This window comes from Mixta sp. BE291 (assembly GCF_031457955.1).
GTDB lineage: Bacteria > Pseudomonadota > Gammaproteobacteria > Enterobacterales > Enterobacteriaceae > Mixta.
Genome location: NZ_JAVDXN010000001.1, coordinates 243,124 through 258,186, shown reverse-complemented (window position 1 = coordinate 258,186; position 15,063 = coordinate 243,124). Strand labels below are relative to the sequence as shown.

The following is a 15,063-nucleotide window of genomic DNA, read 5'->3' as shown; positions in this document are numbered from 1 at the left end:
CATAAAGTTAGCTTCCTTTCAGCCCCAGATTCCTGTTGTCATGGTCGTCAGGCCCCCTGATAACGCAGTATGGAGAGCCTTATGATCGTCCTGTCACGTCTGTTTATTCATCCGGTTAAATCAATGCGTGGGCTACAGCTTTCGCATGCCCAGGTTCAGGAGAGCGGGCTGGCGTTTGACCGCCTGTTTATGTTAACGACGCCTGACGGCACGTTTATTACTGCCCGCCAGTATCCGCAGCTGGTGCAGTTTATTCCGGCGCTGATGCCGGACGGGATTTGGTTACAGGCGCCGGATAACAGCCGCGCCGCCGTGCGCTTTAGCGATTTCCAGCCGCAGGAGGCCGAAACGGAAGTCTGGGGCAATCACTTTACCGCGCGCATTGCGCCACAGCCGATCAATGCGTGGCTGAGCGAATTTTTCCCGATTCCGGTGCAGCTACGCTGGACCGGCCCGGAGATGACGCGGCGGGTGAAGCGTCGGCCGCAGGTGCCGCTTGGCTTTGCCGACGGCTATCCTTTTTTGCTGATGAATGAAGCCTCGCTGTACGATTTACAGCAGCGTTGCCCGGCCAGCATCCGCCTGGAACAGTTTCGCCCTAATCTGGTGGTTACCGGCGCGCGCGCCTGGGAAGAGGATAGCTGGCAGCGGTTACGGATCGGCGAAGTGGAATTCGAGGTCGCTAAGCCCTGCAGCCGCTGCATCTTTACCACCATCAGCCCCGAGCGCGGCCAAAAACACCCGGACGGCGAACCGCTTAAGACGCTGCAACAGTTCCGCAGCGCGCAGGACGGCAGCGGCGATGTCGATTTTGGCCTGAATTTGCTGGCCTGCAACAGCGGCGTGATACGCGTTGGCGATACGCTGGACGTCGTGGCAACGCAGGCGGCACGTCAGTATGGCGCAGGTCAGATAGCTGAAACGCTGGCGGTAAAACAGGAAGCGGAAAAGCGCGTGATGATTAATTACCGCGGCAGCACCTTTAGCGGCAATAATCAGCAGCTGTTGCTGGAGCAGTTAGAGATGCAGGGACACCGCATCGCCTATTCCTGCCGCGCCGGACTGTGCGGCAGTTGTAAAATGCAGCTGGTGTCCGGCAAGGTCAAAGCATTAAAACAGGATGCGGTGCGTAACGATGGCACCGTTTTAAGCTGTAGCTGTATCCCGGATGGCGATATCGAACTGGCGTAAGGCGTCGGGTCGGTTAACCGGCCCAGGCGTAACGCTGCGCCTGTTCCGCCTGCCACGGCTGCAGGCGGTCATGCATAATTTTAATCGCATCGCCCAGCAGCATGGTTTTACCGGCAACCTGCAATTCAGGCTGAGCCAGCACGCAAAGCGCGGCGTTTTCGCTGGCTTCAATCACCAGCATTCTCGCCGCTTCGCCGTTCTCTTCCAGCGTCACCGTGACCAGATCGCTAACGCCGGGCCGCCAGCACTGATGCTGACAAACGCGAAAATGCCAGCTTTTCGGCATCAGCGGCTTCATAAAACGCCATGCCACCAGCGCATTCAGCAGCAGCTCATCGCACTGCTCTTCGCTGAGCGGCGTTTCACGGCAGCTCTCCTGCCAGGACAACATCTGCGCCGCATCATCAACATTAAAGATCGCCTCGTTGAAGGCGTCCGGCGTCAACATTTTGCGGGAAAAACGGGAGCGAAACAGCATACCATCCGCTAAGTTGAGCATCATACGATCCTGCTCTGCATCGAAAAACCAACGCCATTTGTCGTCAGGTTTTATCTTCATGGTTTGCCTTACTACAGTTAATGGTTGCAAAAGCAGGCTAATTATTGCCCGACGTCCATTCAGCCGACCCCGGACGGTGCATAAAAAGAATTAACCTGCCGCGAATAATATTTCCTGAAACGAACAAGGAATAGACAAAATATAAACCAGCCGGAAACAGATTAAAAGCCCCCGGCCAGATTCTTCAAAAAGGTCAGAGATGAGTCACAATCTCTTTTACCAAATCGGGGCCTTTATAAATAAAGCCGGAATAAATTTGCACCAGCGTTGCACCAGCGGCTATTTTCTCACGCGCCGCCGTCAGCGAGTCGATGCCGCCGACGCCAATAATCGGCAGCCTGTCTTGCAGCTCCTGCGCCAAGCGACGAATTACTTCGGTGCTGCGCAACTGTACCGGACGTCCACTTAACCCACCCGCTTCTTCACTATATTTTAATCCGCTGACCAGCGAACGATCGAGCGTGGTATTGGTGGCAATAACGCCATCAATTTGATGACGAACCAGGCTATCGGCAATCTGCACCAATTCTTCCTCAGAAAGATCTGGCGCAATTTTCACCGCCACCGGCACATATTTCAGATGACGTTTTTCCAGAATCTTCTGCTGTGCTTTTATTGCCACCAGCAAATCATCCAGCGCTTCACCATATTGCAGGGTGCGTAAACCCGGCGTATTTGGCGACGAAATATTAACGGCAATATAACCGGCGTGTGGGTAGACCTTTTCCATACAGGTCAAATAATCTTCTTTCCCCTGCTCTACCGGCGTGTCTTTATTTTTGCCGATATTGATGCCGAGAACGCCATTAAAGCTGGCGCGTTTTACGTTTTCAACCAGTCTGTCCACGCCCAGATTATTAAATCCCATGCGGTTAATAATCCCTTCGGCTTCAATCAGGCGGAACAGCCGCGGCTTATCATTGCCCGCCTGCGCACGGGGCGTGACCGTGCCCACTTCCACAAAGCCGAAGCCCATCGCGCCAAACGCATCAATGCACTCGCCGTTTTTATCCAACCCGGCCGCCAGGCCAAGCGCATTTTTAAAGGTGAGACCCATACATTTAACAGGACGCGCAGGTAAACGCTGGCGAATCAAGCCTTCCAGCGGCGTGCCGCCAATGCGACGGAGCTGCTGCAGCGTCAGTTCATGAGCGTGTTCTGCGTCGAGACGGAACAAGGCTTTACGTGCGAGGGGGTAAAACATGGACTCTCCTGAATTCCCGGTGGCAAACGGGGCGGTATTATCCGGCATAACCGCCATAAAAAGCCAGAATTGTTAAACTGGCGCCTTAGTTAACGCGTTTTCCCTCCTCCCTGCTCTGCCTTAGCGCAAAAACAGCTTTTGATTGCCGGATAAATTATTTAAAGCCCGCCGCAGGCTCTGTCACGATGCGCCTATAAGTTCTCAATAACGTTTAATCGATAACTAATTGTTATAAGGAGTTGCTATGCGCGTTATTACTCTGGCGGGAAGCCCGCGTTTTCCTTCACGGTCCACGGCGTTACTGACCCTATGCCAGCAGGCGCTTGAACAGCGCGGCGTTGAGGTGACGCCCTGGAATTTACACAATTTCCGCCCGGAAGATCTGTTGTATGCGCGCTTTGATTCCCCGGCGCTGCTGGCGATGAAAGAAGATCTGGCCGCAGCGGATGGCGTGATTGTCGCCACGCCGGTCTATAAAGCCTCTTTTTCCGGCGCGCTGAAAACCCTGTTGGATCTGCTGCCGGAACGCGCGCTGGAACATAAGGTGGTACTGCCGCTGGCGACCGGCGGCACGCTGGCGCATATGCTGGCGGTAGATTATGCCTTAAAGCCGGTGCTTAATGCGCTGAAGGCGCAGGAGGTGCTGCACGGCATTTTTGCCGATGACAGCCAGATCACCCATTACGATCGCCAACCGGAACTGAGCGAGCTGCTGGCCAGCCGCCTGAACGAGGCGCTGACCACTTTCTGGTTTGCGCTGCAACGGCGCGAAGCGCGCCTGGCTGACGTGGTGTAAGGGGGCGCGCATGAGCTATTTTTCCCGCACGTTCGTTGGCGCGCTGTTGGTGACGCTGCTTAGCCTCAGTTCAGCGCTTCAGGCCGCCGCGCCAGCGCCGGAAGCTATCCGCATCGGCTATCAAAAAGGATCGGTCAGCATGGTGCTGGCTAAATCCCACCAGCTGCTGGAAACGCGTTATCCCGATACCCAAATTCGCTGGATTGAATTTCCTGCCGGTCCGCAAATGCTGGAAGCGCTGAACATCGGCAGCATCGATCTCGGCAGTACCGGCGACATTCCGCCGCTGTTTGCCCAGGCAGCAGGCGCTGACCTGCTCTATGTCGGCAGCGAGCCGCCGAAACCGCTGGCTGAAGTGATTCTGGTGGCGGATAACAGCCCGATAAAAACGGTGGCCGATCTGAAAGGGCATAAAATCGCCCTGCAAAAAGGCTCCAGTTCACACAACCTGCTGCTGCGCGCGCTGCAGCAGGCGGGACTGAGCTTTAAGGATATTCAGCCGGTATGGCTGACGCCTGCCGACGCCCGCGCCGCTTTTCAGCAGGGCAACGTTGATGCCTGGGCTATCTGGGATCCCTACTATTCCGCCGCGCTGCAGCAGGGCAATGTGCGGGTGCTTATCGACGGCAGCGCGCTCAATCTCACCGGATCGTTTTATCTGGCGACGCGCAGCTATGCCGAGGCGCACGGCGATTTTATTCAGTCGGTGCTGGATATTTTTAGCCAGGCGGATGCCCTGACTCAAACGCAGCGCGCCGAAAGCATTACGTTGCTGGCGCAGAGCATGGGCCTGCCGGAAAGCGTTATCAGCCGCTATCTCGATCATCGCCCGCCAACCCATATTTTACCGGTGAGTGAATCCACCGTTCAGGCGCAACAGCATACCGCCGATCTGTTTTATCAAAATCATCTGCTTCCCGTAAAACTCGACGTCACCAGCCATATCTGGCGCGGCGCAACCGTTCAGTGAATAAGGAGAATTATCATGGCGTTATCTGTGTTCTGGTTTTTACCCACTCATGGCGATGGCCACTATCTTGGCACCGCGGAAGGGGCGCGTCCGGTTGATCATGGTTATCTGCAACAGATTGCGCAGGCGGCGGATCGCCTGGGCTTTGGCGGCGTGCTGATTCCAACCGGGCGTTCCTGTGAGGATGCCTGGTTGGTGGCAGCGTCGTTGATTCCGGTGACGCAACGGCTGCGCTTTCTGGTGGCGCTGCGTCCCGGCGTGATTTCGCCGACCCAGGCGGCGCGCCAGGCGGCAACGCTGGATCGACTTTCCAACGGACGCACGCTGTTCAACCTGGTGACCGGCGGTGACCCGGAAGAGCTGGCAGGCGACGGCGTTTTCCTTGATCACACCGAACGCTACGCCGAATCCGCCGAGTTCACCCGCATCTGGCGACGCGTGCTGGAAGGGGAAACGGTGGATTATCAGGGCGATTATCTCCAGGTACGCGGTGCCCGGCTGATGTTTAAACCGGTTCAGCAGCCGCGCCCACCGCTGTGGTTCGGCGGCTCTTCACCGGTGGCGCAGGATTTAGCAGCGGAACAGGTGGATGTCTATCTTACCTGGGGCGAACCGCCCGCGCTGGTAAAAGAGAAAATCGAGCAGGTACGGGCGAAAGCGGCGGCGCAGGGCCGTAAGGTGCGCTTCGGGATTCGCCTGCATGTGATTGTGCGTGAAACCAATAGCGAAGCCTGGCAGGCTGCTGAACGGCTGATCTCGCATCTGGATGACGCCACGATTGCCAAAGCTCAGGCGGCGCTGGCGCGCACCGATTCGGTAGGCCAACAGCGCATGGCCGCGCTGCATCAGGGACGTCGCGATAAGCTTGAGATCAGCCCTAATCTGTGGGCAGGCGTCGGTCTGGTGCGCGGCGGAGCCGGTACGGCGCTGGTGGGTGACGGGCCAACGGTCGCGGCGCGTATGCAGGAGTATGCCGATCTCGGCATTGAAACCTTTATTCTCTCCGGCTATCCCCACCTGGAAGAAGCGTATCGGGTAGGCGAATTGCTGTTCCCGCATCTCGATTTGGCGGTGCCGGAGATTCCGGCGGCACGCAAAGCGCAGGCGCACGGCGAGGCGGTAGCGAATGATTTCGCTCCGCAGAAAGTGTCGCAAAGTTAAAGGAGGCGCGCATGAGCATGAAACTGAATTCACGCCATCCGCTGGTGCCCTGGCTGCTGCCGGTGGCGCTGCTGGCGATTTGGCAAATCGCTTCGCAAACCGGGTGGCTCTCTACCCGGATTCTGCCCGCGCCGCAAAGCGTGGTGCTCACGTTCTGGCGGCTTAGCGCCAGCGGTGAGCTGTGGCAGCATCTGGCGATCAGCAGCTGGCGGGCGCTGACCGGTTTCGTTATTGGCGGCAGCCTGGGTCTGGCGCTGGGCCTGATCGCGGGCGCTTCCCACTGGGGCGAGCGCCTGCTGGATACCTCGGTGCAGATGTTGCGCAATATTCCCCATCTGGCGCTTATTCCGCTGGTGATTTTGTGGTTCGGTATTGATGAAGCCGCCAAAATTTTTCTGGTAGCGCTTGGTACGCTGTTTCCGGTTTATCTCAATACGTTTCACGGTATCCGTAATATCGATCGCGGGCTGGTAGAGATGGCGCGCAGCTACGGCCTTTCCGGCTGGCGTCTGTTTGGCGAAGTGATGCTACCCGGCGCCCTGCCCTCAATTATGGTCGGCATCCGTTTTGCGCTGGGATTGATGTGGCTGACGCTGATTGTCGCGGAGACCATTTCCGCTAATTCCGGCATCGGCTATCTGGCGATGAACGCCCGCGAGTTTTTACAAACGGATGTGGTGGTGGTCGCCATTATTCTTTATGCGCTGTTGGGCAAGCTGGCCGACATTAGCGCCCTTCTGCTGGAGCGCGCGTGGTTACGCTGGCATCCAGCCTGGCAGTCAAAGGAGGCCACAGTATGAATATTATTGCCACGCCGTCACGGCTGAATATCGGTACGCCCATCGAATTACAGGGTATCAGCAAGCGCTTCGGCGATCGCGCCATTCTGCAGGGAATTGATTTGCATATTCCTGCCGGTCAGTTTGTTGCGGTGGTGGGACGCAGCGGCTGCGGTAAAAGTACCTTGTTGCGCCTGCTTGCCGGACTGGAAACGCCAAGCGCAGGCGCGTTGCTGGCCGGGCAGGCGCCGCTTTCTGCTGCGCATCGCGAGACACGCCTGATGTTTCAGGATGCGCGTCTGCTTCCCTGGAAACGGGTTATTGATAATGTGGGGCTGGGATTGCGCGGCGACTGGCGTCCGGCGGCATTGCAGGCGCTGGAAGCGGTGAACCTTGCCGATCGCGCCCGCGATTGGCCCGCCGCCCTGTCGGGTGGTCAGCGGCAGCGAGTAGCGCTGGCGCGCGCGCTGATTCATCGCCCCGGTCTGCTGTTGCTGGATGAGCCGCTGGGAGCGCTTGATGCCCTGACGCGTATCGAGATGCAGGAGCTGATTGAAAGTCTCTGGCGTCAACAAAATTTTACCGTGCTGCTGGTGACGCATGATGTCAGTGAGGCGGTGGCGTTAGCCGATCGGGTGTTGCTGATTGAGGAGGGAAGAATCGGGCTGGATTTAGCCATTGATTTACCGCGTCCGCGCCGTCTCGGCTCTGCGCGGCTGGCGGAGCTGGAGGCCGAAGTGCTGGAACGAGTGATGCAGCGCGATCGGCCAACGGACGATCTGCCGCGCTATGCCCGGCGTTAAAGTTAAATGTTAAAAAGGGCAGCAAACGCTGCCCTTAAGGATTGCACATTTTAAAACGCAGGATGCGTAGGTAGAAAGTCAAAAACGCCTGCACGGAGGCAAAGCGCCTGCACGGAGGGCAAAGGTGCCTGCGCAGGGAGGCCAGGCAGATCGTAAAGACGCAAAAAACGTCATCCCTGACAGCTCGACCCGCGCCATCCATGGCGCGGGACGCTTTACTCTTCTGCCTGGCCTCCCCGCGCCTTGCGTTCTGTGCCCGAACTTCTCCGCGCTTTACGTTGCGTGCCCGGATTTCTCCGCGCTTTGCATTCCGTGCCCGAATTTCTCCGCACCTTGCGTTTCGTGCGAGCTAAGAGATTACGCGCTTAACGCTTTGCTGATTTTCTCGTAGAGATCGCCAGACAGGTTGTCCAGATCGCGCAGCTGCTCCAGCGCTTCACGCATCATGCGCTGGCGCTCGTCGTCGTAACGTTTCAGACGAATCAACGGCTCAATCATGCGCGCCGCGACCTGCGGGTTACGGCTGTTGAGATCGGTCAGCATCTCCACCAGGAAGCGATAACCGCTGCCATCTTTCGCATGGAACGCCGCCGGATTCGCTGAGGCGAACGCGCCAATCAGGGAACGGACGCGGTTCGGGTTGCCCATGCTGAAAGAGCGATGATTCAGCAGCGAACGCACGCGCGTCAGCACATCCAGCGACGGGCTGGTGGCCTGTAGCGTAAACCACTTATCCATCACCAGACCATCTTTATGCCAGCGCTCATCCCATGCGCTCAGCATCTCATCACGACAGTCAAGCTGCGCCATCACCGCCGCCGTCAGCGCCGCCAACGCATCGGTCATATTATTCGCCTGCTGATACTGCGCTTCGACCAGACGGTTTGCCAGCGTTGTGTCACCCAACGCCAGATAGCTCAGGCAGACATTTTTCAGCGCGCGCTTACCGATATCATCATGTTCAACACGATATTCCGGCGTCTGATAAGCGTTATAGATCGCCAGCCACTCATCGGCCAGCTCAACCGCCAGGGTACGCATCAGCGCATCGCGGACGGCGGCGTTGGCTTCCGGATCAATGGTATCAAACAGCGCGGCAATCTCATTTTCACTGGGTAACGTGAGAATCAGCGCCATTAATGCCGGATCGCTGTGCTCATCCAGCAGCACCGCGCGGAAAGCATCGGCCACGTGCAGCGGCAGAGATAACGGCTGCCCCTGTTGGAAGCGCGCCACATTGAGTTTGATATGCGTTGCCAGCAGGCTCTGCGCGGCGTCCCAGCGTGAAAAATCGTTGCGCGCATGACGCATCAGGAAGGTTAACTGCGCATCGCTCCAGCTGTAATCCAGCTTCACCGGCGCAGAAAACTCACGCAGCAGCGAAGGCACCGGCTGGTGCGGCACGTTATCGAAAATAAAGGTCTGGAACTCTTCCGTCACGTTGAGTACGTGATGAACCGGTGCGCCGTTGTGCTGAAGCGGAATCGGCTCGCCTTTGTCATCGTAAAGCTCAATATCCAGCGGAATATGCAGCGGCAGCTTTTCCTGCTGTTCAGCAGTGGGCGGCGTCATCTGCGTAACGTGCAGCGTGTACTGCTCCAGCTCAGGGTTATAATCGTCGCGGATAGTCAGCACCGGCGTGCCGGACTGGCTATACCAGCGGCGGAACTGGGTCAGATCGATATGAGAAGCCTCTTCCATCGCCTGCACAAAATCGTCACAGGTGGCGGCGCTGCCGTCATGACGCTCGAAATAGAGCTGCATGCCTTTCTGGAAATTCTCTTCGCCCAGCAGCGTATGCATCATGCGAATCACTTCCGAGCCCTTCTCATACACGGTCAGCGTATAGAAGTTGTTCATCTCGATCACCTGATCGGGACGAATCGGGTGCGCCATCGGACTGGCGTCTTCGGCAAACTGCGCGCCGCGCATAATGCGTACGTTATCGATACGGTTTACCGCGCGTGAGCCGAGGTCGGAACTGAACTCCTGATCGCGGAACACCGTCAGCCCCTCTTTCAGGCTGAGCTGGAACCAGTCGCGGCAGGTGACGCGATTGCCCGTCCAGTTATGAAAATATTCATGGCCGATCACCGCTTCAATCCCGAGGTAATCTTTGTCGGTTGCGGTTTCCGCCTTCGCCAGCACATATTTGGAGTTAAAGATATTAAGCCCTTTGTTCTCCATCGCGCCCATATTAAAGAAATCCACCGCGACGATCATAAAGATGTCGAGGTCATATTCGAGACCAAAGCGCTCCTCGTCCCATTTCATGCTGTTTTTCAGCGAGGTCATCGCCCAGTCAGCACGATCGAGATTGCCGCGATCGACATAGATCTCCAGCGCGACATCACGGCCGGAGCGCGTGGTAAAGCTGTCGCGCAACAGGTCAAAATCGCCGGCCACCAGCGCAAACAGATAGCTGGGTTTCGGGAACGGATCCTGCCACTTAATCCAGTGGCGGCCATCATCCATCTGTCCGGCATCGATACGGTTACCGTTGGAAAGCAGGAACGGATAACGCGCCCGATCGGCAATCAGCGTGGTGGTGAAACGGGCCAGCACGTCAGGACGGTCCAGGTACCAGGTAATATGGCGGAAACCTTCCGCTTCGCACTGGGTGCACAGCCCTTCGCCGGATTGATAAAGCCCTTCCAGCGCGCTGTTTTTATCGGGGTGAATATCATTAACAATTTGCAGCGTAAAATTGTCCGGCAGGCCGGTCAGCACCAGCGCGCCCTCTTCCAGACGATAAGCGTCCCACGGCTGGTCATCGACCGCGAGCGAAACCAGCGTCAGATCGCCACCGTCCAGACGCAGCTCAGCCTGATTATCGCCCAGGCGTTTAACCCTGCTGATCGCGGTGACGCGCGTCATGCTGGCGTCCAGATTAAAGGTTAAATCGATATCGGTGATGGTGTAATCTGGCGCCCGGTAGTCATGGCGGTACTTTATTTGCGGCTTTTGCGTCATAAACTCTTCTCGTATCAACAATGGTTTAACCCGCTAAGTCTATTCCGGTTGCGCCTTGCTTGCCATGTTGAAACCGCGCTTTTCGCAGTTAATGCTACATCCTGTTTACAATCGCACGTTTCCTCTCGACCTGCTGACCGGTTTTATGCTGTGATTGGCTTCTATTAATTTGCTGGCAGGTTATACTTTTTATCTTTGCGGCCTGTTTACACCTACGGAAACGCCCCGCGCGAGAGGATGCTGAAACGCACCATGACACGATACGCTTCCCCGATTTTAACCACGATGCTTGATACCGATGCCTACAAGTTGCATATGCAACAGGCTGTGTTTCATCGTTATCACGACGTCACCGTTACCGCAGAGTTTCGTTGCCGGGGCGACGATCTGTTAGGTATCTATGCCGATGAGATCGGCGCCCAGATCGCGCTCATGAGCCAGCTGGCGCTGAGCGATCAGGAACATGCCTGGCTTGCCGGCCTGCCCTTTTTTAAGCCTGATTACCTGGCGTGGCTGAAAGCCTTCCGCTATAACCCCGATCAGGTCAGCGTGCGCAATCATGCAGGCAAGCTGGATATTCGTATCAGCGGGCCGTGGCGCGAAGTGATTATGTGGGAAGTTCCCCTGCTGGCCTTGATCAGCGAAGTGGTTCATCGCCACCGTTCGCCGCAGGCGACGCCGGAGATGGCCGTGGAACGCCTGCTGGAAAAAATCAGCGACTTTAAACAGCTGACGCAGGATCTGGATATGTCGCGCTTCCGCCTGATGGATTTCGGCACCCGCCGCCGCTTTTCGCGCGATGTGCAGCTGGCTATCGTCAGTACGCTCCAGCGCGATTTCCCCTGGCTGATCGGCTCCAGTAATTATGATGTGGCCCGCCAGTTGGGTATTACGCCGGTCGGCACCCAGGCGCACGAGTGGTTTCAGGCGCATCAGCAAATCAGCCCGGTGCTGGCCAATAGCCAGCGGGCGGCGCTGCAGGCCTGGCTGGATGAGTATGACGGCCAGCTTGGCATTGCCCTGACCGACTGCATTACCATGGATGCTTTCCTGCGTGATTTCGGCCCCGGTTTCGCCAACCGCTACGAGGGGCTGCGTCATGATTCGGGCGATCCGGTGGAATGGGGTGAAAAAGCGCTGGCGCATTATCAAAAGCTGGATATCGATCCGCACAGCAAAACGCTGGTGTTTTCCGATAATCTCGATTTCAGCAAAGCGGTGGATCTCTATCGCCACTTTGGTCAGCGCACCAATGTCGTGTTCGGTATCGGTACCCGTCTGACCTGCGATATTCCCGGCATCAAGCCGCTTAATATTGTGATTAAGCTGGTGGAGTGCAACGGCAAACCGGTGGCGAAGCTTTCTGACAGCCCAGGCAAAACCATCTGTCACGATAAAGCCTTTGTGCGGGCGTTGCGTAAGGCCTTCGATCTCCCTTTAGTTAAAAAAGCCAGCTAACGGCTTCCGCCAGCGCGATTTTGCCGCGCGCTGGCGATCTTTCTCTCTCTTCTATTAATTAATTCGCGAAATAAAAAGAAAACTGTTCCCCGACGGTGAATTCTGCTTGTGTCCTGCCGGACGGCAAGTAACATAGATTGGCCCCAAACTCGGGGTTAACCTGTTTATTTTCGAACTAATAAAGAGAGAACTTTATGAGCGTAGTGCCTGTAGCGGACGTACTGCTCGGCCAGGTTGCGGTTGGCGAAGAAGTCACCGTGCGCGGTTGGGTACGTACCCGAAGAGATTCAAAAGCCGGTATTTCCTTTGTTGCCGTGTATGACGGCTCCTGCTTTAATCCCGTTCAGGCTGTCGTCAATAATTCTCTGCCTAATTACCAGAGCGAAGTGCTGCGTTTAACGACCGGTTGTTCCGTTATCGTCACGGGCAACGTTGTTGAATCTCCGGGCCAGGGACAGAGTTTTGAGATTCAGGCGACGGCTATTGAAGTAGTGGGCTGGGTAGAAGATCCCGATACCTATCCGATGGCGGCAAAACGCCACAGTATTGAGTATCTGCGCGAAGTGGCTCACCTGCGTCCGCGCACTAACCTTATCGGCGCCGTTGCACGCGTGCGTCATACGCTGGCTCAGGCGCTGCACCGCTTTTTCCATGAAAATGGCTATTTCTGGGTTTCCACCCCGCTGATTACCGCATCCGATACCGAAGGCGCTGGCGAGATGTTCCGCGTTTCTACGCTGGATCTGGAAAATCTGCCGCGTGATGCGCAGGGCAAAGTGGATTTCAATGAAGATTTCTTTGGTAAAGAAGCCTTCCTGACCGTTTCCGGCCAGCTGAACGGCGAAACCTACGCCTGTGCCCTGTCAAAAATTTATACCTTTGGCCCGACTTTCCGTGCCGAAAACTCTAACACCAGCCGCCATTTGGCGGAGTTCTGGATGCTGGAGCCGGAAATTGCGTTTGCGTCGCTGGATGATGCGGCCGATCTGGCGGAAGCGATGCTGAAATATGTTTTCCAGGCCGTACTTAACGAGCGTGCCGACGATATGGCTTTCTTCGCCGAGCGCGTCGATAAAGAAGCCGTTAGCCGTCTGGAAAAATTCGTCACGGCGGATTTCGCCCGCGTCGATTATACCGATGCTATCGATATTCTGCAGGCCTGCGGCCAGACGTTTGAAAACCCGGTTGAATGGGGTATCGATCTCTCTTCAGAGCATGAGCGTTACCTGGCGGAGAAACATTTCCAGGCGCCGGTGGTGGTGAAAAACTATCCCAAAGAGATCAAAGCCTTTTATATGCGCCTTAATGAAGATGGCAAAACCGTGGCGGCGATGGATGTGTTGGCACCGGGCATTGGCGAGATCATCGGCGGTTCGCAGCGTGAAGAGCGTCTGGACGTGCTGGATCAGCGTCTCAATGAAATGGGCCTGAATAAAGAAGATTATTGGTGGTATCGCGATCTGCGTCGTTACGGCACCGTGCCCCACTCTGGCTTTGGTTTAGGTTTTGAACGTTTAATTGCTTATGTCACCGGCGTACAAAATGTAAGGGACGTTATTCCTTTCCCACGCACACCGCGCAACGCCACTTTCTAAATTTGGCATTAAATATAAGAAATTCATATATATACGAAGGCTGACACTGTCAGCCTTTTTTTATTTTTGTAAATTTTGAGATATCTCACAAAGTTCCCTTATTTTTACATTTTGTAATACATATTTTCTTTCTGAAACTACTATTAGGCTTTCGTAGCATTTTCGGGGTAGAATTACCTGGCGGCGAATGGAAAGATGCCTGCAGACACAGGAAGACACCAAACTCTGATCAAGCCTTTGTAAACAATTCTTGACGGCAGTGGCAGGTGTCCAAATAACTCCAATGAGGGTAATAAAAAATGATGAAGCGCAACATTCTGGCAGTGGTCATCCCTGCTCTGTTAGCTGCCGGCGCAGCTAACGCAGCGGAAATCTATAATAAAAATGGCAACAAGCTGGATCTGTACGGTAAAGCGGTTGGTCTGCATTATTTCTCTGATAATGACGGTTACCAGAGCGACGGCGACAAAACTTACGTTCGTTTCGGCTTTAAAGGCGAAACCCAAATTAATGACCAGCTGACCGGTTTCGGTCAATGGGAATATAACGTTCAGGCGAACAACTCTGAAGGCGGCTCAGACGCTCAGAAAGGCAACAAAACCCGTCTGGGCTTTGCCGGTCTGAAATTCGGTGACTACGGCTCACTCGACTATGGCCGTAACTATGGCGTGGTGTATGACGCGCTGGGCTGGACCGATATGCTGCCGGAATTCGGCGGTGATTCAGCTAACTCCGATAACTTCATGAACGGTCGTAGCACCGGCCTGCTGACCTATCGTAACACCAACTTCTTTGGTCTGGTTGACGGCTGGAATTTTGCTGTTCAGTACCAGGGTAAAAACGAGCGTACTGACGATCTCAGTCGTGCGAATGGCGACGGCTGGGGCGTTTCCAGCAGCTACGAAACACCCATCGGCGTAGGCTTCGCGGCTGGCTATAGCAGCAGCGACCGTACCAATATTCAGGCGGCTGGCGCACGCACCACTTATTCTGATGGCGTTGCCGGTGCCACTGACCGCACCGACACGACGGGCGAAGGCGCAGGTAAACGTGCTGAGTCCTGGGCGACCGCGATTAAATATGATGCCAACAACATTTACCTGGCAGCTATGTATGGCGAAACCCGTAATGCCACAGCGGTTACTTATTCTCGCGCAGGCACCTTCGTTGCCGCTAACGGCGCAACCTATGAGAACGCATCTACTGAAGGCTTCGTAAACAAAGCGCAGAACATTGAACTGGTCGCACAGTATCAGTTCGATTTCGGTCTGCGTCCGTCTATCGCCTACGTTCAGTCTAAAGCGAAAGATGTTGAAGGCATTGGCGACGTTGACCTGGTTAAATACTTTGAAGTGGGCGCCACCTACTACTTCAACAAAAACATGTCTACCTACGTTGACTACATCATCAACCAGATTGATGACGACAACGCACTGGGCGTGAACTCTGGCGACACCGTTGCTGTAGGTCTGGTTTACCAGTTCTAAGTCAGCCTGCCGCAGAGCAATCTGTTCTGCTGAGGTTAAAAAAACGGGGCTTTTGGCCCCGTTTTTATTTGCCTGCATTCAGCCTTC

12 protein-coding genes are annotated in these 15,063 nt (G+C 55.7%); 9 read left to right on the top strand and 3 right to left on the bottom strand.

Features of this window, described 5'->3' with window-relative positions:
• Positions 1-81: 81 nt before the first annotated feature.
• Positions 82-1,191, top strand: coding sequence for a YcbX family protein (locus tag J2X14_RS01095; protein WP_352409380.1), 1,110 nt, complete (start codon positions 82-84; stop codon positions 1,189-1,191).
• A 13-nt stretch (positions 1,192-1,204) separates the two neighbouring features.
• Here J2X14_RS01095 and J2X14_RS01090 read toward each other — a convergent pair whose 3' ends face one another.
• Together J2X14_RS01090 and pyrD are read right to left on the bottom strand one after the other, a co-directional pair.
• Complete coding sequence (locus tag J2X14_RS01090; protein WP_352409379.1) at positions 1,205-1,750, bottom strand: cell division protein ZapC; 546 nt, start codon at positions 1,748-1,750, stop codon at positions 1,205-1,207.
• Between the two features lie 193 nt (positions 1,751-1,943).
• Complete coding sequence (gene pyrD, locus J2X14_RS01085) at positions 1,944-2,954, bottom strand: quinone-dependent dihydroorotate dehydrogenase (protein ID WP_352409378.1); 1,011 nt, start codon at positions 2,952-2,954, stop codon at positions 1,944-1,946.
• Positions 2,955-3,198: 244 nt separating this feature from the next.
• Between pyrD and ssuE the strand changes: the two genes are divergently transcribed.
• The 5 genes from ssuE to ssuB are packed head-to-tail and all read left to right on the top strand — an operon-like array spanning position 3,199 to position 7,463.
• Complete coding sequence (gene ssuE / locus J2X14_RS01080; RefSeq protein ID WP_352409377.1) at positions 3,199-3,750, top strand: NADPH-dependent FMN reductase; 552 nt, start codon at positions 3,199-3,201, stop codon at positions 3,748-3,750.
• Positions 3,751-3,760: 10 nt separating this feature from the next.
• The gene (locus J2X14_RS01075; RefSeq protein ID WP_352409376.1) at positions 3,761-4,720 is read left to right on the top strand and encodes a sulfonate ABC transporter substrate-binding protein; all 960 of its coding nucleotides are present in this window, start codon (positions 3,761-3,763) and stop codon (positions 4,718-4,720) included.
• A 15-nt stretch (positions 4,721-4,735) separates the two neighbouring features.
• Positions 4,736-5,881, top strand: a complete 1,146-nt coding sequence (gene ssuD / locus J2X14_RS01070) for an FMNH2-dependent alkanesulfonate monooxygenase (RefSeq protein WP_352409375.1) — start codon at positions 4,736-4,738, stop codon at positions 5,879-5,881.
• Positions 5,882-5,892: 11 nt separating this feature from the next.
• Positions 5,893-6,681: an aliphatic sulfonate ABC transporter permease SsuC gene (ssuC, locus tag J2X14_RS01065; RefSeq protein ID WP_502889926.1), complete on the top strand. Its 789-nt coding sequence runs from the start codon at positions 5,893-5,895 to the stop codon at positions 6,679-6,681.
• Positions 6,678-7,463 (top strand): aliphatic sulfonates ABC transporter ATP-binding protein, encoded by a 786-nt coding sequence (ssuB, locus tag J2X14_RS01060; RefSeq protein ID WP_352409374.1) that lies wholly within the window; start codon positions 6,678-6,680, stop codon positions 7,461-7,463. Before ssuC ends, ssuB begins: the two co-directional genes overlap by 4 nt.
• Positions 7,464-7,820: 357 nt before the next feature.
• On the opposite strand, the gene pepN is transcribed toward ssuB, so the two are convergent.
• Positions 7,821-10,436 carry an aminopeptidase N gene (gene pepN, locus J2X14_RS01055; protein WP_352409373.1) on the bottom strand — a complete coding sequence of 872 codons (2,616 nt, stop codon included), beginning with the start codon at positions 10,434-10,436 and terminating at the stop codon, positions 7,821-7,823.
• A 252-nt stretch (positions 10,437-10,688) separates the two neighbouring features.
• On the opposite strand from pepN, the gene pncB reads away from it, so the two are divergent.
• From pncB to J2X14_RS01040, 3 genes are all read left to right on the top strand, one after another.
• Complete coding sequence (gene pncB, locus J2X14_RS01050) at positions 10,689-11,894, top strand: nicotinate phosphoribosyltransferase (protein ID WP_352409372.1); 1,206 nt, start codon at positions 10,689-10,691, stop codon at positions 11,892-11,894.
• 194 nt (positions 11,895-12,088) lie between these two features.
• Positions 12,089-13,489, top strand: a complete 1,401-nt coding sequence (asnS, locus tag J2X14_RS01045; protein WP_352409371.1) for an asparagine--tRNA ligase — start codon at positions 12,089-12,091, stop codon at positions 13,487-13,489.
• 299 nt (positions 13,490-13,788) lie between these two features.
• Complete coding sequence (locus J2X14_RS01040; RefSeq protein ID WP_352409370.1) at positions 13,789-14,976, top strand: porin; 1,188 nt, start codon at positions 13,789-13,791, stop codon at positions 14,974-14,976.
• The last annotated feature ends 87 nt before the right edge of the window (positions 14,977-15,063 follow it).